This window comes from Anoxybacillus thermarum, from assembly GCF_000836725.1.
GTDB lineage: Bacteria > Bacillota > Bacilli > Bacillales > Anoxybacillaceae > Anoxybacillus > Anoxybacillus thermarum.
This window is the reverse complement of the sequence record NZ_JXTH01000006.1, coordinates 29181-48217: the sequence shown is the minus strand read 5'-3', so window position 1 is coordinate 48217 and position 19037 is coordinate 29181. Positions and strand designations below refer to the sequence as shown.

19 protein-coding genes, 2 pseudogenes and 1 riboswitch are annotated in these 19037 nt (G+C 39.8%); of the genes and pseudogenes, 3 read left to right on the top strand and 18 right to left on the bottom strand.

The window, feature by feature from the left end; translation table 11 throughout:
- Positions 1-5: 5 nt before the first annotated feature.
- The 7 genes from LH47_RS02550 to LH47_RS02520 form a co-directional block, all read right to left on the bottom strand.
- A complete protein-coding gene (locus tag LH47_RS02550; RefSeq protein ID WP_043964521.1) occupies positions 6-788 on the bottom strand; it encodes an enoyl-CoA hydratase in 783 nt (260 codons plus the stop codon).
- A complete protein-coding gene (locus tag LH47_RS02545; protein WP_043964520.1) occupies positions 788-1678 on the bottom strand; it encodes a hydroxymethylglutaryl-CoA lyase in 891 nt (296 codons plus the stop codon). The genes LH47_RS02550 and LH47_RS02545 overlap by 1 nt, the downstream gene beginning before the upstream one ends.
- A 10-nt stretch (positions 1679-1688) precedes the next feature.
- Positions 1689-1901, bottom strand: coding sequence for an acetyl-CoA carboxylase biotin carboxyl carrier protein subunit (locus LH47_RS02540; protein ID WP_043964518.1), 213 nt, complete (start codon positions 1899-1901; stop codon positions 1689-1691).
- On the bottom strand, positions 1894-3255 hold the full coding sequence (gene accC / locus LH47_RS02535; protein WP_043964517.1) for an acetyl-CoA carboxylase biotin carboxylase subunit: 1362 nt from the start codon (positions 3253-3255) through the stop codon (positions 1894-1896). Before accC ends, LH47_RS02540 begins: the two co-directional genes overlap by 8 nt.
- Before the next feature lie 11 nt (positions 3256-3266).
- Positions 3267-4907 (bottom strand): AMP-binding protein, encoded by a 1641-nt coding sequence (locus LH47_RS02530; RefSeq protein WP_043964514.1) that lies wholly within the window; start codon positions 4905-4907, stop codon positions 3267-3269.
- A 12-nt stretch (positions 4908-4919) separates the two neighbouring features.
- Positions 4920-6062, bottom strand: coding sequence for an acyl-CoA dehydrogenase (locus tag LH47_RS02525; protein WP_003398509.1), 1143 nt, complete (start codon positions 6060-6062; stop codon positions 4920-4922).
- A 98-nt stretch (positions 6063-6160) separates the two neighbouring features.
- Positions 6161-6796, bottom strand: coding sequence for a TetR/AcrR family transcriptional regulator (locus tag LH47_RS02520; protein WP_043964512.1), 636 nt, complete (start codon positions 6794-6796; stop codon positions 6161-6163).
- 297 nt (positions 6797-7093) lie between these two features.
- Here LH47_RS02520 and LH47_RS02515 point away from each other — a divergent pair, with 297 nt between their 5' ends.
- Together LH47_RS02515 and LH47_RS02510 are read left to right on the top strand one after the other, a co-directional pair.
- Positions 7094-7474, top strand: coding sequence for a hypothetical protein (locus LH47_RS02515; RefSeq protein ID WP_235341024.1), 381 nt, complete (start codon positions 7094-7096; stop codon positions 7472-7474).
- On the top strand, positions 7471-9090 hold the full coding sequence (locus tag LH47_RS02510; RefSeq protein ID WP_003398512.1) for a carbon starvation CstA family protein: 1620 nt from the start codon (positions 7471-7473) through the stop codon (positions 9088-9090). Before LH47_RS02515 ends, LH47_RS02510 begins: the two co-directional genes overlap by 4 nt.
- A 14-nt stretch (positions 9091-9104) precedes the next feature.
- Here LH47_RS02510 and LH47_RS02505 read toward each other — a convergent pair whose 3' ends face one another.
- The 6 genes and pseudogenes from LH47_RS02505 to LH47_RS02480 all read right to left on the bottom strand — a co-directional run bounded on the left by LH47_RS02505 (position 9105) and on the right by LH47_RS02480 (position 14522).
- Positions 9105-9809, bottom strand: coding sequence for a DUF3298 and DUF4163 domain-containing protein (locus LH47_RS02505; protein WP_043964553.1), 705 nt, complete (start codon positions 9807-9809; stop codon positions 9105-9107).
- Positions 9810-9871: 62 nt separating this feature from the next.
- Complete coding sequence (locus tag LH47_RS02500) at positions 9872-10918, bottom strand: NAD(P)/FAD-dependent oxidoreductase (RefSeq protein WP_407637137.1); 1047 nt, start codon at positions 10916-10918, stop codon at positions 9872-9874.
- Positions 10919-11011: 93 nt separating this feature from the next.
- Complete coding sequence (locus LH47_RS02495) at positions 11012-11773, bottom strand: MerR family transcriptional regulator (RefSeq protein WP_043964508.1); 762 nt, start codon at positions 11771-11773, stop codon at positions 11012-11014.
- A 492-nt stretch (positions 11774-12265) separates the two neighbouring features.
- A pseudogene (locus tag LH47_RS14995) lies at positions 12266-12571 on the bottom strand (transposase); the annotation flags it as partial.
- A 36-nt stretch (positions 12572-12607) separates the two neighbouring features.
- The gene (locus LH47_RS02485; RefSeq protein WP_043964504.1) at positions 12608-13054 is read right to left on the bottom strand and encodes a hypothetical protein; all 447 of its coding nucleotides are present in this window, start codon (positions 13052-13054) and stop codon (positions 12608-12610) included.
- Positions 13055-13388: 334 nt separating this feature from the next.
- Positions 13389-14522 (bottom strand): annotated as a pseudogene (locus tag LH47_RS02480) (IS4 family transposase).
- 136 nt (positions 14523-14658) lie between these two features.
- Here LH47_RS02480 and LH47_RS02475 point away from each other — a divergent pair.
- Positions 14659-15081: a hypothetical protein gene (locus LH47_RS02475; RefSeq protein ID WP_043964503.1), complete on the top strand. Its 423-nt coding sequence runs from the start codon at positions 14659-14661 to the stop codon at positions 15079-15081.
- Positions 15082-15135: 54 nt separating this feature from the next.
- Here the strand turns inward: LH47_RS02475 and LH47_RS16605 are convergent, their stop codons facing one another.
- The 5 genes from LH47_RS16605 to LH47_RS02450 all read right to left on the bottom strand — a co-directional run bounded on the left by LH47_RS16605 (position 15136) and on the right by LH47_RS02450 (position 18279).
- Positions 15136-15468 carry a transposase gene (locus LH47_RS16605; protein ID WP_235341023.1) on the bottom strand — a complete coding sequence of 111 codons (333 nt, stop codon included), beginning with the start codon at positions 15466-15468 and terminating at the stop codon, positions 15136-15138.
- On the bottom strand, positions 15353-15700 hold the full coding sequence (locus tag LH47_RS17285; protein WP_235341028.1) for a hypothetical protein: 348 nt from the start codon (positions 15698-15700) through the stop codon (positions 15353-15355). Before LH47_RS17285 ends, LH47_RS16605 begins: the two co-directional genes overlap by 116 nt.
- 129 nt (positions 15701-15829) lie before the next feature.
- A complete protein-coding gene (locus tag LH47_RS02465) occupies positions 15830-17020 on the bottom strand; it encodes a hypothetical protein (RefSeq protein WP_043964501.1) in 1191 nt (396 codons plus the stop codon).
- A 306-nt stretch (positions 17021-17326) separates the two neighbouring features.
- Entirely contained in the window at positions 17327-17617 is a 291-nt protein-coding gene (locus LH47_RS02455) for a nitroreductase family protein (protein WP_043964497.1), read from the bottom strand.
- Between the two features lie 158 nt (positions 17618-17775).
- Positions 17776-18279: a hypothetical protein gene (locus LH47_RS02450; protein WP_043964496.1), complete on the bottom strand. Its 504-nt coding sequence runs from the start codon at positions 18277-18279 to the stop codon at positions 17776-17778.
- Positions 18280-18775: 496 nt separating this feature from the next.
- Positions 18776-18965, top strand: a riboswitch (cobalamin riboswitch).
- Positions 18966-19037 lie beyond the last annotated feature (72 nt).

The window sequence follows — 19037 nt, the reverse complement described above, 5'->3', positions numbered from 1 at the left end:
GTCCTTTACTCCCCTTTGTACATCGGTTTTCTTTTTTCTTTGAATGCTTGTAGTCCTTCTAATCGGTCGTGTGTATGAATCGTTCGCTCATATGCCATTTGTTCAATGACAAGCCCTGTTTGCATATCGACTTGCACGCCATGGTTTATTGCTGCTTTCGCTTGAGCAACGGCAATCGGTGCGTTATTCGAGATCGCTGTCGCGATCGTAAACGCCTCATCTAACAATTGTTCAGCAGAAACAACGCGCTCGACTAAACCAATCCGCTCTGCTTCTTGAGCCGAAATGCGCCTTGCTGTATAAATCATCTCTTTTGCACGCCCGATCCCAATAAGCCGTGGAAGGCGTTGCGTCCCTCCTGCACCAGGAATGATGCCAAGCGCTGTCTCTGTCAGTCCCATCGTGGCATGCTCAGCAGCGATGCGAATGTCACATGCAAGCGCCAATTCAAGTCCACCGCCAAAAGCTCCACCGTTCAGGGCACAAATGACAGGTTGAGGCAACTGTTCAAACCCATTGATCGTTTCTCGAATGAGCGCAACCGTTTGACGCACTTGTGTTTCATTCATTTTTGCCCGCTCTTTTAAATCTGCCCCTGCACAAAATGTTTTTTGCCCCGCACCTGTGACAATGACTGCCCGCACGTTTCGATTTAACTTCAGTTCCGCTTGAATGCGCTGCAGTTCGTTTAACATTTTTAATGAAAGAGCGTTGGCTGCATCCGGTCGATTTAACGTGACAACTGCCACCCCTGCATCAATTGTGGAATAAAGAACAGCTTCCATCATCATCCATTCCCCCTTGCAACGTTCAGGTGATGGCTCATAAGCGGACGGCCAATTTTCTCTTCTATCCATCGTGCTGCTTCTGTTAAAGGTTCCAACTGGACACCGCATTCGATCCCCATTTGTGTAAGCATATATACTAAATCGTCTGTCGCTAAATTCCCAGATGCCCCTGGAGCATACGGACAACCACCTAGTCCGCCAAGCGAACTATCAAAAATGGTTATGCCCATTTGTAGCGATGCAAACACATTTGCAAGTGCCATGCCACGCGTATTGTGAAAATGGAGTGCCATCTTCTCAGCTGAAAACCGCTTTAATAGATGTTCTAACGTTCGTTGTACTTGGACGGGATTCGCGACACCGATCGTATCACCGAGCGACAGCTCATCAATGCCAAGTTCAAACAACCGTTCAGAAACAGCGATTACGCGCTCGACGCTAACTTCCCCTTCATACGGACAGCCAAACACCGTTGATACGTAGCCGCGAACGGTTTTATTTGCCCGCTTCGCTTCATCGATGACTTCTCTTAATACTGGATACGTTTCTTCAATAGATTTATTAATGTTTTTTCGGTTGTGCGTTTCGCTTGCTGACATAAACACGGCAACTTCATCGATATTTGCTGCAAGCGCGCTTTCTAGTCCTTTTTTGTTTGGCACAAGCGCAGCATATGTCACTCCTTCCACTCGCTCGATGCGCGAAGCCACTTCGTACGCATCGGCAAGCTGCGGAATCCACTTTGGATGGACAAACGACGTCACTTCAATGTATGACAACCCCGATTTTGATAGCTGATTAATCCATGCGATTTTATCTTCCGTTGCAATAAATACTGGCTCGTTTTGCAATCCATCACGCGGGCCGACTTCTTTTACTGTTACGCGCATACATGCCCCCCTATTCGATTTCGATTAATACGTCCCCTTCGTTTACGAAATCTCCCTCTTGCACGCGAATTGCTTTGACTACCCCACTTACTTCTGAAGCGATTGGTATTTCCATTTTCATCGATTCCAAAATGACAACGTCTTGTCCTTCTTCGATGACATCACCGACTTGAACAACAATTTTCCACACGTTCCCTGCCATCAATGCGACAACCTCATGCATGTGTCTTGCCTCCTTTTTTGTTTAAATATATATTCACAAAGTTTGTTGTCGTATTCCCTTGTTGAAATGCCTCATGCGTCAATACGTCAATTAACATCGGAATGTTTGTTTTAATTCCTTCGATTTTATACTCGTGCAGTGCCGTAATCATGTTTGCAATCGCCGCTTGCCGATTGCTCCCTCTCACAATACATTTTGCAATCATTGGATCGTAAAAAGGTGGAACGACTGAACCGCTTTGCACCGCAATTTCATGACGTACTTGTTCTCCTTTTGGTAGTTGTAAAGATGTAATCGTCCCTGGTGAAGGAAAGAATGTTTTTGGATCTTCCGCATAAATGCGCACTTCAATCGCATGCCCTTCTCGTTTTACTTCAGCTTGCGAAAAAGATAGCTGTTCTCCTGCCGCGATGCGCAGTTGTTGCTCAACAATGTCAATGCCCGTAATTTCCTCTGTTACGGGATGCTCAACTTGCAAACGTGTATTCATTTCTAGAAAATAAAAGTTTTTTTGCTCATCTACGAGAAATTCAACTGTTCCTGCGTTCGTATATCCGATATGTTTTGCCGCCCGAACAGCAGTCTCTCCCATCTGTTTCCGGGTTTCTTCATCTAAAAATGGGGAAGGTGCTTCTTCAATCACTTTTTGATGGCGACGTTGAACGGAACATTCTCTTTCCCATAAATAAACGTAATTTCCATATTGGTCAGCTAGCAGTTGAATTTCAATATGGCGCGGATTGTCGATATACTTTTCAACGTACATCGCCCCATCCCCAAAAAAGGAAGCGGCACGATTTTTGTTCCCTTCGAACGCTTTGCGCAACTGCTCTTCATCGTAAACGAGCTGCATGCCGATGCCACCACCACCTGCCGAAGCTTTCAACATCACTGGATACCCGATTTCGTTTGCAACGTTCGCTGCTTCATCGACATGAGCGAGCGGAAAAGAGATGCCAGGCACAATCGGCACCCCCGCTTCCGCCATTGTTTGTCTCGCCTCAATTTTGCTCCCCATTCGCGCAATGACATCCGGTTTCGGACCGATAAACACGATTCCTTCTTCCTCACAGCGGCGAGCAAATGCTGCATTTTCTGAAAGCAAGCCGTAACCGGGATGAATAGCTTCTACCTTCGTTTCCTTGGCGATAGAAATAATTTTTTCGATGTTTAAATAACTTTCATTCACGCGCGCTTTGCCGACGACATACGCTTCATCCGCTTGTTTTACATGAAGCGAACCGGCGTCAGCTTCTGAATAAATAGCGACCGTTTGAATGCCGAGCTTTTTGCACGTGCGAATGATGCGCAAAGCAATTTCCCCCCGATTAGCAATAAGCACTTTTGAGAACATATGTCTCCCCCTTATACGTTTTTTTTCTGTTCGATTCGTTCGCGCGCCCATTCACGCAATTTAAATTTTTGAATTTTTCCTGACGCCGTCATCGGATAAGACGTAGTAAATTCGATATATCTAGGGATTTTATGGCGCGATATATTTCCTTCACAAAATGCACGAATATCTTCTGCTGTAGCGTGTTCACCTTCTTTTAAAATGATCCACGCCATCACCTCTTCCCCATACGTTTCATCTGGGACGCCGACAACTTGCACATCGAGCACTTTCGGATGCTTATATAAAAACTCCTCAATTTCACGCGGATAAATGTTCTCCCCACCGCGGATAATCATATCTTTTAGCCGTCCGGTAATGCGGAAGTAACCGTTTTCATCCATCACTGCTAAATCCCCTGTATGCAACCATCCATCTTCATCAATCGCTTCGCGCGTCGCGGAAGGATTGTTGTAATATCCTTTCATTACATGATATCCGCGGGTACATAGCTCACCTTGCATACCAGGTGGCAATTCTTTATTTGTTGTTGGATCAACAATTTTCACCTCGACGTGAGGGAGAGCACGCCCTACAGTTTCAACACGTAACTCAATCGGATCATCGGTACGTGTTTGCGTAATAACCGGTGAAGACTCTGTTTGACCGTACGCAATCGTAATGTCTCGCGCCCCCATTTTTTCGATGACAGCTTTCATCACTTCAATCGGGCAGTTTGATCCAGCCATAATACCCGTACGTAAAGACGATAAATTGTATGATGCAAAGTCTGGATCATTTAATTCGGCAATAAACATCGTTGGCACCCCGTGAAGCGCCGTACATTTTTCATCTTGCACCGTTTGTAACACTTGTTTTGGATGAAATTGCTCAAGTGGCACCATCGTTGCTCCAACTGTTACGCAAGCGAGCGTACCGAGAACGCAACCGAAACAATGAAAAAACGGTACAGGAATACATAAACGATCTTCCTTTGTTAGCTTCATACATTCTGCAATATAATACGCATTGTTCACAATGTTATGATGTGTAAGCATAACGCCTTTTGGGAATCCTGTCGTTCCTGAGGTATATTGCATGTTGATGACATCATGTGGATCGAGGGAATTCATTCGTGCATCTAGTGCTGCATCTTCGACATATTCCGCCATGGCTAAGAGGTCGTTCCATGAAAATGTTCCCGGATAGCGTTGTTCGCTTAATACGATGACATTTCGTAGTTGTGGAAGACGTTTCGCTTGTAGCTTTCCAGGTTCGCAATAGGCGAGTTCAGGTGCAATGTCGTAAATCATGTCAATATAAGAAGTACCACGATACTGTTCCATTAAAATGATTGTTGTTGCGTCAGATTGTTTTAATAAATATTGTAGCTCTGTTGTACGGTAATTCGTATTCACCGTAACAAGTACCGCCCCCATTTTCCCTGTCGCAAACTGGCATGCAAGCCATTCCGGTTTATTTGTTGCCCAAAGTGCAATATGCTCCCCTGCTTCTATGCCAAGCTTCATCAACCCTTTCGCAACGAGGCGGCAATAATCGTTAAACTGCCGATAAGACCAGCGCAACTGACGATCTGCATATACAACTGCCTCATGATTCGGATGAATGGAAGCCTTTTGCTCAAGCAACTGACCAACTGTAATATGAAGCATACGCCCCCTCCTTTAGCATCCTAATTGACGTGCAATAACGAGCCGTTGAATTTCCGATGTTCCTTCGCCAATTTCCATCAGTTTCATATCCCGGAGATGACGTTCGACACCATATTCTTTCATATATCCATATCCACCGTGAATTTGGATCGCTTGATTGCAAATGTGAAATCCCGCTTCAGAAGCAAACAATTTTGCAAACGCTGCCTCTTTTGTGAACGGCTTGCCTTGATCTTTCAACCACGCTGCTTTGTATACCATATTGCGCGCAAGTTCAAGTTGCATGGCCATATCCGCAAGCTTAAATTGAATAGCTTGAAACTTGGCAATCGGTTGACCGAACTGTTTTCTCTCTTTTGCATATTGAAGTGCTTTTTCAAATGCAGCTTGTGCAATACCGACAGCTAATGCTGCAATGGAAATGCGTCCGCCATCGAGCGTATATAAAAACTGCTTAAATCCTTTTTTCGGATCCCCTAATATATTTTCTTTTGGCACGCGCACATCTTGCAAAATGAGTTCACACGTATTAGATGCACGAACGCCCATTTTGTCATAATGGCAGTTAATCGTAAACCCCGGTGCATCTGTTGGAACGATGAAAGCAGAAATGATATTTTTTCCTCGGTCATCTTTTCCGGTGACGGCGGTTACAATAACTTGGCGCGCATAGCCTGCATTTGTAATCCAACACTTCTCCCCATTAATGACGTATTCATCGCCATCTAAGACGGCTCGCGTTTGCGTGCCACCTGCGTCAGATCCCGCATTCGGTTCTGTCAATCCGAATGAACCGAACGTTTCACCTTTTGCCATTGGCACGAGCCACTTCTCTTTTTGCTCTTCTGTCCCAAAATAATAAATCGGGCTAGCACCGAGCGATACAGCCGCCGCATAACTTAACCCTGTTCCACCGCATGCTCGACCAATTTCTTCAACCGCAATCGCATATGAAATCGTATCCCCTCCCGAGCCGCCGTACTGTTCGGGGAACGGGATTCCAAACAAACCGAGTTCACCCATTTTTTTGAACGTTTCAATAGGAAAAGTGGCTTGCTCATCCCATTTCGACGCATAAGGCGCAATTTCCTTTTCGGCAAAATCGCGAACCATCTCTTTAATCATTTGTTGTTCTTTCGTTAATTCAAAATGCATCGCTTTTCTCCTCCTCTATAAAAATGAAAATATATGAAACCAACAAGCCTGTTTTGATAGCAAACCGACTAGTTGGTCTGTACGCTATGCAACATTCGTCATTCGTCGCCCACATGCGACAAAAGAAATGACGAAATATCTTCATCTCGCTTCGCCTCTTCTGTCAAAAGCGAATGTAAAATTAAATCATTAAAGGCTGTGGCGATTTGTTCAATCGACATCGGTCCATCAGGCTTATACCATTTATACATCCAGTTCACCATGCCGATAATCGACAGTCCCGCAATTTCAACAGGCACTTCTGTACGAAATTGTTTTGCTTCAATACCTTCACGAAGCACTTGAAAAATAATTTGCTTATACTGCTCACGTTTTTCGTTAATTTTTTCAGCATATTCCGGCTTTAAATACGCCGCCTCTTGATTGAACACCGTAATATGCGGTTTATAAATATGAAAAACCCTTACAAACGACCGAATGATCGCACATAACCGCTTTGTCGGCGTCTTATATTTTACATATGCTTCTTGTGCTTTATTTAGCACATACGTAATAAATACATCATGAATGTGATAAAGCAGTTCATCTTTTGACTTAAAGTTATGGTAAAATCCTCCCTTTGACGCGCCGCACTCCGCAACAATGCGGTCAACCGTCACCCCGTGATATCCATACTTTTCGAACAACGTAAGCGCCGTTTCAATAATGCGGTCCTTTAGCTGCTTCTCAACCATGCATGCAACTCCTTTTTGAGTGTATTTTAACATAATTTTCAGAAAAATAAAATACATTTATCAAACTATTAAATAGAATTTTAGGAAAAATAAATGAAACTATTGAAATGTTTTACATTTATAAATATAATAATATTCAGAAAATTAAAAAGGTGACTACTAATGAACACAAACAACTATATCCATACGCTATCAACCATTCTTACACCCTATTTCGATATTTATCGGGATGAAAAACTTGAAGCATTTTCTCTACCTTTTTATGCTCATTACCATCGGCGTGATGAGAAATATTTTATGACAAAAAAGTCTAAAATTTGGGCCGTCGAAAATGAACAATTTATTTTTGTATGGCCAAAGAACGACATAGTGACAAAAGAGGACGTCATACAGTTTTCTGAAGCATTCGTTCGCTCGCTGCCAAATTACCTATCTAGTCATCAAGATCATATGTCTACCGTTTTTATCGGGGCAATTGTCGCACCGGAGGCACATGTTGATGCCATAAAGGAGGTGAAACGTTTTCGAAAGCTGCGATTTATTCGTTTCGGCTTACACGGTTGGCTCGAATGTTATTTGGCCATCATCGCTTTAAACAAAAAAGAACGATTTACTCATCGGAAAGCTCTTCCGTTAACAGATGTTTTCGAAAAACCGTTTGAGGAGGGTACGAATTGAATTTATTAACGTTGCTTCTTATTTGTGGAATTATTTTACTTATCGCCTATTTCACATATGGACGTTTTCTTGAAAAACAATTGAAAGTAGACGGTGATCGTAAAACACCGGCACACGAAATGTATGACGGCATAGATTACGTCCCAGCAAAAAAACCTGTTTTGCTTGGACACCATTTCGCTACAATTGCTGGAGGTGGCCCGATTGTCGGACCGATCACGGCAGCAGTATTTGGATGGGTTCCGGCTGTTTTATGGATTATGATTGGAGGTATCTTCATCGGGGGCGTCCATGATTATACATCGCTACAAGCTTCTATTCGCCATAAAGCACAATCGATCGGAATGATTATTAAACAATATATGGGTAATCGTGGACAAGTATTGTTTTTGACTTTCTCTATCGCGACGCTCATGCTCGTCGTCGGGGTATTTATTATTTTAGTTGCGAATACATTTGTTGCTGTCCCACAGGCTGCTACGGCATCTGTTTTATTTCTTGGTATCGCGATTGTGTTCGGTTTTCTCGTAAATCAAATGAGAATGAACTTAGCCTTTGCTAGTGTATTAGGCGTTGCTGCCATGCTGTTATCAGTATGGTTAGGCATTCAATACCCTCTTTCTTTAAGCGCAACAACATGGTCGCTCATTTTGCTCGGTTACGCATACGCTGCGTCGGTATTGCCTGTTTGGGTCTTGCTGCAACCACGGGATTATTTAAACTCATTTTTGTTATACGGTATGATTGCTGGGGCAGCTATCGGCATGATTATCGCTGCACCAACTATCAAGTTCCCAGCGTTCACCGGATTTTACCATGAAAAACTCGGGTTTTTATTCCCAATTTTATTCATTACCATTGCCTGCGGTGCCATTTCCGGCTTTCATTCGCTCGTTTCATCTGGTACAACCGCAAAACAACTTGATAATGAGAAAAACGGAAAGTTCATCGCCTATGGTGGTATGTTGTTAGAGAGCTTTTTAGCTATTATCTCGGTTGGCACAGTCGCATATTTAACACAAGCAGACTTCGCTACACGCATGAGTGAACTTGGTGGACCAATCGGCACATTCTCTGCTGGTGTCGGCTACTTTATGTCCCATGTGGGCATTCCGGAGGCGACAGCAATAACATTTACTGCCCTTACCGCATCAGCATTTTTATTAACAACTTTAGATTCAGCAACACGATTAATGCGCTATGCCATCCAAGAGCTAGGCGAAGAACGTACAACGGCACTAAAAAATAACCATGTTGCAACAACAGTTGGTCTCATTGGAGCTGGTGCACTTGCTTTGTCAGGAACATGGCAATCCGTTTGGCCGCTTTTTGGAGCAGCCAACCAAATGCTTGGGGCGCTCGCTTTGCTAGCTGTTTCCGCATGGCTTATGAAAATAGGAGCGAAATCGTTTTATGTTGTCATCCCGATGGTGTTTATGCTCGTTGTAACTATCGCTGCCCTTTGTGTTTTAATGTATCAAAATGCCTTAACGCAAAATTGGTTACTAGCCGGATCAGCTTTCGTCCTTTTTGTTTTATGCATTTTCCTAGCTCTTGAGGGTTGGGCAGCCATGACAAAAACGACGAAAAAAGAGGTTGTTACCTCCCAACAATAATTAAGCTAGCGCTCTTATCGCGCTAGCTTGATTTTCATATATGGCTGCAAGATCGAAAAAGGAATAAGAAATTCACGAATGCCAGCCGCGTACGGGGCAATCTCGTATAATCCATAATAAACGACAATGCCGTCACTTGTTATATAGTAAGGCTGATCATTTGGCATCTTTTTTACAACATCGATGGCATTATCAAAATACAAGTCGTTTTCTTTTTTTATTTGTGCAATCACTTCGTTCGTAATCACTTGCTTATAGTTCGTTCCCTTTTTAAATAAATCGCTAAGTTGTAACGATTTTCCTTCATGAAAATCAAAATTATTTGGCACTTTAACTGTCATTCCGTGCGCACCGCCTGTATAGCTATATAACGTCACCGGGATGCTTAATATGCCATGTTCGTTATATGTCACATCAAAACGGCTGACCGCAGCATGCAAGCGGTAAGGAAACCCTTCTTTTTTGCTTATTGCCATATTTTCACGCGCTTCTTTTTCGACTTCGCGCTTTAAATCAAGCGATTCCTTTCTCAACAGGCGGTTGACGTGCCGCTGAAACGATCGATTGTTTGAACCGGATACAACGGGAATGTTTAAGTCTACTTCCATCAGTTCATTCGTATGTTTAATTTGCTTTGTCGTTACGGTTAGTGGTTGGCTGTACGCTGTTAATATAAACAGCGTCAACACGATCATCCATATATTCCGTTGTTTGAACACGATGTTCACCTCGTTTGTTTTACCGAAAGTTTGTGTTGAAACAAACGAGTTTATACATCCTGTCATTTATTTAACATTTGTTTCATTAATTGTCGATTTCGCTCTTTAAATGCTTCATGGTGAGATGAAACCATCCCGTGCGGATCAGCGGTTGGCTCAATGAATCGCTTCGCACTATTGACCGCATTCGCTGCATCTTGAAACGCCCCGGTAAGCAAGTATAACTTCCCATCATATTTTAAAATGTCCCCCGCCGCATACAAACCTGGAACGGAGCACTCCCCTTTTGCGTTCCCTGAAATATAATATTCGTCTATCATTTGAATTGGCAACTCGCTATTCACAAGCAATGAAGCATCCCGTTCATACCCATGGCTAATAATGACGTCATCTACATCAAGCTCAAACACATTACCTGTTTCATGATTTGTCAGCACCACCCGCTCAATCACTTCATGGTTGGAACAGGCAATTAGCTTAGTAATGGACGTATGGAAAAAGCAAGTAGCTGAACTATTTAACAACTGCGTCACTTGCGCTTCATGTCCTTTTAACGACTCATTGCGATAAGTGACGTATACTTTTTTCGCAACCGGCACAAGTTCATTTGCCCAATCAATTGCCGTATTGCCACCCCCTGAAATGATAACTGTTTTCTCTTTAAACTGCTTCAACGACTTCACCGTATAGTGTAAATTTGTAATCTCAAATTTTTCTGCCCCTTCAACTTGGAGCTTTTGCGGTTTCAGTATTCCACTCCCTACCGCAATAATGACTGTTTTCGATAAATGTTGTTGCCCAGATGCTGTTTGTAGAAGAAATATGCCGTCTCCTCTTCGACGGATTGTTTCTACTTTTTCGTTTAGTACAACTGTTGGATGGAACGTTAGTGCTTGTTTGACAAGTTGCTTACGTAGCTCCTCTCCAGTAATCGGTGCATGCCCCCCAACATCCCAAATCATTTTTTCGGGATATACATGCAACTTCCCACCTAACTGTGACTGGTATTCGATCAGTTTTGTCTTCATTTCACGAAGACCGCTATAAAACGTAGCGTACAGCCCTGCCGGCCCACCTCCAATAATTGTCACATCATATACTTGTTCCATCGGCATCACCTTTTAAATTTGATTATCATTCTCACTTAAATATACATCTTTTCTCAAACTTTTACAATGTAAAAAAGACAGGCTTATGCCTGCCTACTTTTTGCCTGTGTAAATGAAAATGGCGTCACGAAGAAACTCCGCCATTCCTGATTGTTTTTGATCGTAGTATGCTTTAAATCGTTCGTCATCTACATACATTTGCGCCAATCCTGCATGTGCTTCTTTTGAATAATGATCCCAAAAATAGCTTAACCATTGACGGTGTAAATCTGCTGCTTTTTGTGCAAGCTCCCCTGCTGGATCGCCAGTCAAAAATGCTTCATACAATACACGCAACACTTCCTCGCCTAGTTTTGTCACTTCTTCGTACTGGGCTTGCGTCATGTTTTTTACTTTTTCGTTCGATTTGTTCACTTGCTCGTCACCGTATTTTTCCCGAATTTCTTTGCCGTATGTTTGTTCATTTTCGTCAATAAGCTGCTGTTTAAACGCTTCAAATTTTTCTTTGTCGCTCATCACGATTCTCCCTTCCTTCGCTAATAGTGTTTTTTCGACATTGGCGATTAGCGCCTCTAACCGCCTCCGTTCTGCCAAGAGTTTTTCACGATGCTGCTTCAACGCCTGTACGTCATCAAATGACGGGGATGTGACAATTTGCTTAATCGTTTCTAACCCCACACCAAGCTCGCGATAAAACAAAATTTGTTGGAGCCGGTCTACCTCTTTTTGTCCGTATATGCGATAGCCTGATGCATTAACCCTTGCCGGTTTCAACAGACCGATTTCATCGTAATACCTTAGCGTTCGGCTCGTCACCCCCGCCAATTTCGCTAACTGTTGCACCGTATATTCCATCCAATCACCTCCTGACAATTTCACTATAAACGTTTACGTAACGTCAATGTAAAGCGAAAAAATAAAAAAATCTCGCCATAAAAGCGAGTGTTATTTGACTAATCCATGTTTAGATAGGCACGAACATGCGTCTCATCGACATGAAGAAGAACGATTTCTTCCATGATTAGTTTTTTTATAAACTCGAGTTCTTTTTCAAAGGCTGCTTGAAGCACTGGATCGCCTTTGACGAGCTTATAGGTCGGAAACGGAGATTTATGTGATCGAACCGTTGAAAAGTGGCTCAATTTTAGATTATCAAATACAGTTGTCACACTTTAAGTTTTTGTTGGTTTTACGGCATATTAGAGATATAAGTAATTACAAAAAACCAGTGTTAATTCATAAGAATATTTTGTCTATTATAAATAATTTAATTTTTATATATGTAAAACTATAGCAAAACAAAAAGTAATTTCAAGGGTTCATCACCAAAAGATGTACTTGCACCTGTCATGAAAGTATGTTAGCTGTTTCTAGCCGAACCCACAGTGCAAAACGCTGGATATTTCGGTATCCGTATCCCCGACGTTTCATCAGCTTGATCTTGTTATTCGTTCCCTCCATCTTCCCATTCGAATAATGGGATAAAATGCACGATATCATTTCGTCTGTTCGTTTGACGAGTGATTTTGCGATGGCACGAACAACGGAACAAGGACAAAACAAATACCGATGAATCCAAGCCTTCAAGCGTCGTTTCGCCTGTTGCTCATCTTTGCTTTTGAACACATAGCGAACATGTTGGAGCGATTGGTAAAATTAAAGCCAAACATAAACGTTTTAGCATTTATATTATTTTGAATCGTTGTTTATCGGGTTAAATATCTCGAAATATACTTCTTCTTTTCCGTTTACAACAGCTATTAAAATAGGACGTTCTTGCTTTTCGGCAGGAAGATAAACTTCAGTTCCAACAGGTAGCTTTGTTGCCATTCCTTGTTCAAAAGGTTCTCCTTTTTTATAAGTTAAGTGAATATCAAAAAGCTTCTCCCCAGTTTTTATATTGGAGTTATCCATTTGTTCTATGTGCTTTGCATTCATATAAATAGAGTAGCCATGTGCAAGTATATCAGCATTTTTGTTTTCCTTTAAAATTTCTGTAGCCTTTTCCTGCATTTCTTTATAAAACTGATTCATTTGATTTGCTCCCTGTTCCTTTGGGTTTGTTTGTTGTCCTGAGCAACCTACTAGAGATAAAAGTAAAAATGATAAACAAATAACGACTTTTAACGTTTTCATGTAATCCATCCCCCTTTGACCTATCTTAATATTATACAATTTAGAATTTAATTGATGTAAATTGCGAAAATTATATACAATTATAAACTTGTTATAACAAAAGACATTTGATAAACTGAGAGTACATGTGAATTTTCCTCCATGGTTTGGTTTGGTCACCTTTACCGTACAGGAAAATTCGCATTTTTTGTACCCTCTATTTTCTCTATGCACACCTATCTTAAATGATCAAGTACAACTTGTGGTGAAGAACCACCATAATTGTAGCCATATAAAATACTAGAAGATCAAAAAAAACAAAGTCTTTGAAAAATCCATCTATCACGGCTGTTGATTATCCAAAATTAGGAATACTTCTCCCATAAAAATGGGCATGCTCAAATAAGACAGCTACCATCTCTGATTTCCAATCGAGCGGAAGTTGCCCAAATAAAACCCGACGAACGAAAGAAATGAACGTGAGGGTGGTTTGCGTTCGTTTCTCTGTTCGGTCATATAGCCATCTCAATCACACATAGGCAATGAACGCCGCAAACAGCTGATTGTAGACGGCGTTTTTTGTTGTCCCAAATAAGGTAGGTACATTCAAGTATTGCTTGATTCATCGAAAAAAGACCTCGACTGCCCAACGCTCTTGATACATGTCGGCCATCTTTTCTGCCGATACGTCAAAGACATTCGTTACAACGCGAATCTCCTTGCCACGGGCATCACGAAAGATGACCACTCGATGACGTTTCTTCGAACGGCATGGCTTCGTTCCTAGCTGACAAGTAAAATCAGCGATGACATTGGAATCGGAAGAAACAAGACGCTGTAAACGGTGACGACGATGAATCTCTACATTTTCTTTCATGCGAATGACAAAAAGTTGTCCATTTTCGGCAAATTGGTCGATCCGTTCGATTTTAAAATACGCCCGATCTTCCACAAGAATTTGCTTCGGATGTGTCAACGCTTCCCCGACAGGACCATCGTGGCGTAGACCGGTTGTTTCTATGGCATCCATTGGTGACTGATGTTCAGGAGAATAAGCGACATGCAGTTTAATCCCTGATCGTTCCCCATGATAAGGCGCCCATGATAGGCGGTTCTTTCCGACTGTCACCGTTGTCGAATCGACAATGCGAAGAGGTTTCGGGAATCGAAGAGATCGCCGTGTTTTGCGATTACACTTCGAAATGATTAGTGCAAACAAACGCTTCATGATTTCATATGGAATCTCCTTCGCCTTGTTTGCCACCGTCGAATAATGAAAACGCGGCAATTGGTAAGTGGGCGCCACATCGGCACCATGACGAAAACTCTTCCACTCATGGACAGCAGCGAGAAGGGAAAAGTCGATTAACGTACGTACGGTAAATTTACGAGATGGGTCGTGATAATCGACTGCTTCTGTGATGGTTTGAATGTCTTCGTCTGACACAATTTTTTGCATCAAATTTGGGAGTGTGGTATGCTTGTTCATAGAGAGCACCTCTTTTCTGGGTTTGTTTGTGTGGTTACTTACATTCTACAGGAAAGGTGCTCTTTTTTCTATGTTTTTATGGATATTATTGGTTAATCAACACACGTGATATATTAAAGTGAAAGGTTGTTTAATATTGAATATAACAAAATTTAAACTAGAACAAAATAAAATGTTCAATCTAAAAGTTCAAAGCTTTATAGGTAAGATATACTTCTTCTCCAAAATACTAAAGTCTCTTCAAAAAAGAGATGTGGTGGTAATTAAAAGAGAGAGAGGGATTCAAGACGGATATATCTTTTCGATCCTAATTGCAAGAAACAGCTATTTAGATAATAGTGAGCTAGTTATCAAAGATATCCAATTAAATAAAAATACAGTAAAAATTATATACGGCAACACTACATCAGAATCTACAAACAGTTTTTCTTATAAGGATATTAAGTATAATTATATTGCTTTTTATATTGAAAGTAGCGCAGAGTATATAGATATAGTTAATGAACAAGGAATTAAGATCCTAGAAAGTGAAGAAGTAGGGGATATTCGCAAATGGTAAGTGCAATCCTAAACAATTGATATATACATTCAAATTGACATTTTAACCTCTGATTCACACAACACACCCGATGCGGCGCAACACCTCATCTGGGTGCTGTAAGACGTGCTGTTCAAACCGAGTAATCGATTGGGCGATATCGTTCTGATCTTTATGCAAGACGTTGGCAATGACTTCATCTTTTAGCCACTTCCATAGCCGTTCAATGGGATTTAACTGTGGGGAATACGGTGGCAAAAAGATAAAGTGAAAAGTAGTACCTTTTTCACTATCAAGGAATGCTCGCACCATCTTGGCATGATGAATACGCGCGTTGTCCAACACAAGCACGATGAATCGATTCGCATATTTCTCTTTCAACAAATGTAAAAAGTCTAGAAACGTCATGAAGCACGATGAAACACGACGTCCCCTTGTTGCACGTCGACTGCGCCAAAAATGGACACGTGAGCGTGGTGACCGTAGCCCGGACTTGTTTTTGATTGCCTACTTCTGCCCATGTCGTACGAAGCGCCTGATAGGCACGAACATACGTCTCATCGACATGAAGAAGAACGATTTCTTCCATGATTAGTTTTTTTATAAACTCGAGTTCTTTTTCAAAGGCTGCTTGAAGCACCGGATCGCCTTTGACGAGCTTATAGGTCGGGCGTGTCCATGACAAACGGAGATTTATGTGATCGAACCGTTGAAAAGTGGCTCAATTTTAGATTATCAAATACAATCGCATTTGATGGCATTTGGCTGGTCACTTGTCACACTCGGACTGACGCCCAACTAGCATCATAGGTTTATATATATAAATTGTTAGGAAGCAGAGAACCAAGCCATTAAATATTAATACATATTCTAACTTCTCGGTTAAAGATATAGTTGCTGAAACAATCAATTTGGACAAAGATGCTATAATAAAAAGCAGTGAATTCCTAAGTAATAAAATCTCAGCAAAGCTTTCTTTATCAGTATAATTTTTATACAGATTTAATATATTTAATTTATACATTGTAAAAAAGAAACCCAATAATACTAATGAGCCCGCCCTTATTAGGAAGTTTTCGAAGACAAGTAAAAAATACGCCGTCCCCATAAAAAGTATTGAAAATATAAGATATTTTGCCTTCGGTTTAATTTTCACAAGTGTTAAGCTAGCTAAAATAAAAGTAATTGATAATATGGATTCTAGTGTGGCGAACATTAATAAACTATTGTCTGATTTAATATCTATAAGAGCAACAGCAGGTAGAATTACATCTAATAAGGAAGAAGTAACAAATGTAGTAACTATCCCTACAAGCAAAAACAACTTAATTTCTTTACTTAATATAAGATTATTTTTCCATATCAATTTTAATCCTTTAATTTCTGATACACTTTTTACACTCTCTGTTTTTTGTTTCATAAAATAGAAAATTGAAACTAAAACGCAAACAGAAGTTATCACCCCTATAGATGATTGATGGATATACTTAATTATAGCAGTTGTTATCCAAGGGCTTGAAACTAAGGTCAATCTATCTATTAAATCAATTTTCGCAGCAACTCCATAAAATGAAGAAGCTATTCTTTTATCTATGTAACTATAAATATATGGCAAAGTCACGATATCCATAAAAGCTTCAATAGCTAGAAGAAAAAAAGAAAAAGAAAAGTGATTTTCGAAAAAATAAGGGACAGTCAAATAGCATATACACTTAATAATAAGAGCAGTAATAAATAAATGGTGATCACCTATTAATGTTCTCATTATCTTAAACAATGGAAATGCAATGATATTCCCTATTAATAAAGCAGCTGTCATCAAGACAATTAATTTGGGATAGTATTCAAATATAAAAAATATACAATAAAATTGAAAAATTCTATCACCTACACTTAAAAAACAAAAGCTTATTAGTAAAATTACTATATTCTTATCTATGTTACTATCTATCGATTTCATATATGCAATTCACCTCTGTGTAAAAATCCCTAAAATTAAGGCATCTATTAAACTCATTCACTATCTCTCGCTTTTTATCTCGTTTTGTTTCTCTGATGCCCAAAAATTCAAGAATTTCCTTTAAGTGACCCAACTCTAATAATATGTCCCTATAAAATATATGGTTTCGATATTTCCACTGCATCCTTTCACAGGTGCATGTAACTATCAACAGAGAATCATCGTACTGAAAATCCTCTACAATTTCCCAATCATCGAGTAATGGTGACAAATATAATATTTTATTATTATGAGTTGCAAATATGTCTAATGTGTGCCTAGCATTATTTGACCTGCAGCTATAAATAAATTTCTGTACGCTCTCTCATGTTGATATCTTATCATATAAGGAAGCCAATCAATCGCTAATGCAATGGATACTTTACCGCTTCCAGCCAACTTTTGACCAATACAAATTTCTGTAACTTCATTTCTAAATAAGCCTTTTTTTATTAAAAGCAACTTGTGGTTTAAAATATCATAAAAATATATACCATTTTCCAATCCTTCAATATCATAAGAAATAACATATAAGTAAAAAGAATCTACATAAGACATCTCATATAGTTTGTGGTAACTTTCTATATTTTTATCCTCTAAGATTTTTGCATTAACTTTTCTTTTTTCTCTAAACTTATAAAGAGATATATAAAGTATTTCAGAAAGATCATCTAGTGTAAATTTATCCTTACTCCATGGTTGATTAGATCTCCTATTCAGTAGAGCCTTTTCAAAAGAGACATGAGATAACTTTTTACTTCATTAGATAATTTTACCTCATAGACATTATCAAGAGGTAGATAGGTACATAAAAAATCGGAATATCTATTAATTAATTCATTCCTCATATTTATAGTTTTGTTATAGTCCCAATCATCGTCTTCATATTCAACTCTATTTGATATTAGATGGAATATTAAAGCCTCATGCCATCCATAATCTATCCACTGCTGAATGCCCTCTGCATAAGTATTATCAAATGGCTCTTTCTTGATTAGCTCCTGTTCCAGTAAATACTGAATTTGTGTCCCACTGAAAATAGCGGTGAGTTCATTTTTTTCAACATATTCTTTGCTTTTAAAAGCTTTAATTAACGAAATAAACTCACCATGGCTAAGCTTCACTTCTCTATTCGGAACAGGAATTGTTATTTTAATAAAATTACTTTCGTTTGGATCTAAATCCCCTATAAAAACTGGGTTTAAATAGTACTTTTCCATGCCAATAACTCCTTCCTTTAGGAATATTGATATACCAAAACTTCTTGCACCTTAGGGATGCCAAAAAATATTTTCCGACAAAATCCATCATGTATTTTTGAATTTTTGTTTATATATGAATTCTCACCAAAAGTTGTACTTGATTTTTTATAACAGTCGCTACTGACGCTTGTGAGGAAGAATCAGCAAATCAATGATTTTTCCACATTCTTTTTTTAGGAAAACACATCACTTGTCCGATACATGTTTTTACAACAAATAAAAACCACCCCTTTTTTTGATTTATTTGAAATAATTTAATTTTTATACATGTAAAACTATAACAAAAAAATCAATACTTTTTAACATAAAATTATCAATAAAATATCAATATTAACTTAAAAGAAAAATATAACCATTAACTACGGCGTTACATCTCTCAAAACCATCCACACAAAAAAACATTTCAGTTGAAAAAAACAAAAAGTTCGTTTATTCTGAATTTTATACAATGAAATAATAAGTTCACGCAACAGGTGGTTCACACATGCTGTGAATCTTAAAAGGGAAGTTTGGTGAAAATCCAACACGGTCGCGCCACTGTGATGCAGAGTTGTTTATCACAATCCACTGTTTCATTTGAAATGGGAAGGAGATAAACAGCGATGAAGCTAAGTCAGGAGACCTGCCTGTTGTATGCACTTACGACCTACGCGTCATAGGGAGGAGTGAGGACATATGATCTTGAGGCACTTCATGTATCTCAATACGAGCTAGCT

Coding starts and splice junctions, on each gene's coding strand:
- LH47_RS02550 (WP_043964521.1), bottom strand. CDS start 788: ATGATGGAAGCTGTTCTTTATTCCACAATTGATGCAGGGGTGGCAGTT.
- LH47_RS02545 (WP_043964520.1), bottom strand. CDS start 1,678: ATGCGCGTAACAGTAAAAGAAGTCGGCCCGCGTGATGGATTGCAAAAC.
- LH47_RS02540 (WP_043964518.1), bottom strand. CDS start 1,901: ATGCATGAGGTTGTCGCATTGATGGCAGGGAACGTGTGGAAAATTGTT.
- accC (WP_043964517.1), bottom strand. CDS start 3,255: ATGTTCTCAAAAGTGCTTATTGCTAATCGGGGGGAAATTGCTTTGCGC.
- LH47_RS02530 (WP_043964514.1), bottom strand. CDS start 4,907: ATGCTTCATATTACAGTTGGTCAGTTGCTTGAGCAAAAGGCTTCCATT.
- LH47_RS02525 (WP_003398509.1), bottom strand. CDS start 6,062: ATGCATTTTGAATTAACGAAAGAACAACAAATGATTAAAGAGATGGTT.
- LH47_RS02520 (WP_043964512.1), bottom strand. CDS start 6,796: ATGGTTGAGAAGCAGCTAAAGGACCGCATTATTGAAACGGCGCTTACG.
- LH47_RS02515 (WP_235341024.1), top strand. CDS start 7,094: ATGACAAAAAAGTCTAAAATTTGGGCCGTCGAAAATGAACAATTTATT.
- LH47_RS02500 (WP_407637137.1), bottom strand. CDS start 10,918: ATGGAACAAGTATATGATGTGACAATTATTGGAGGTGGGCCGGCAGGG.
- LH47_RS02495 (WP_043964508.1), bottom strand. CDS start 11,773: ATGGAATATACGGTGCAACAGTTAGCGAAATTGGCGGGGGTGACGAGC.
- LH47_RS02485 (WP_043964504.1), bottom strand. CDS start 13,054: ATGAAAACGTTAAAAGTCGTTATTTGTTTATCATTTTTACTTTTATCT.
- LH47_RS16605 (WP_235341023.1), bottom strand. CDS start 15,468: ATGACGTTTCTAGACTTTTTACATTTGTTGAAAGAGAAATATGCGAAT.
- LH47_RS02465 (WP_043964501.1), bottom strand. CDS start 17,020: ATGAAATCGATAGATAGTAACATAGATAAGAATATAGTAATTTTACTA.
- LH47_RS02455 (WP_043964497.1), bottom strand. CDS start 17,617: ATGTCTTATGTAGATTCTTTTTACTTATATGTTATTTCTTATGATATT.
- LH47_RS02450 (WP_043964496.1), bottom strand. CDS start 18,279: ATGGAAAAGTACTATTTAAACCCAGTTTTTATAGGGGATTTAGATCCA.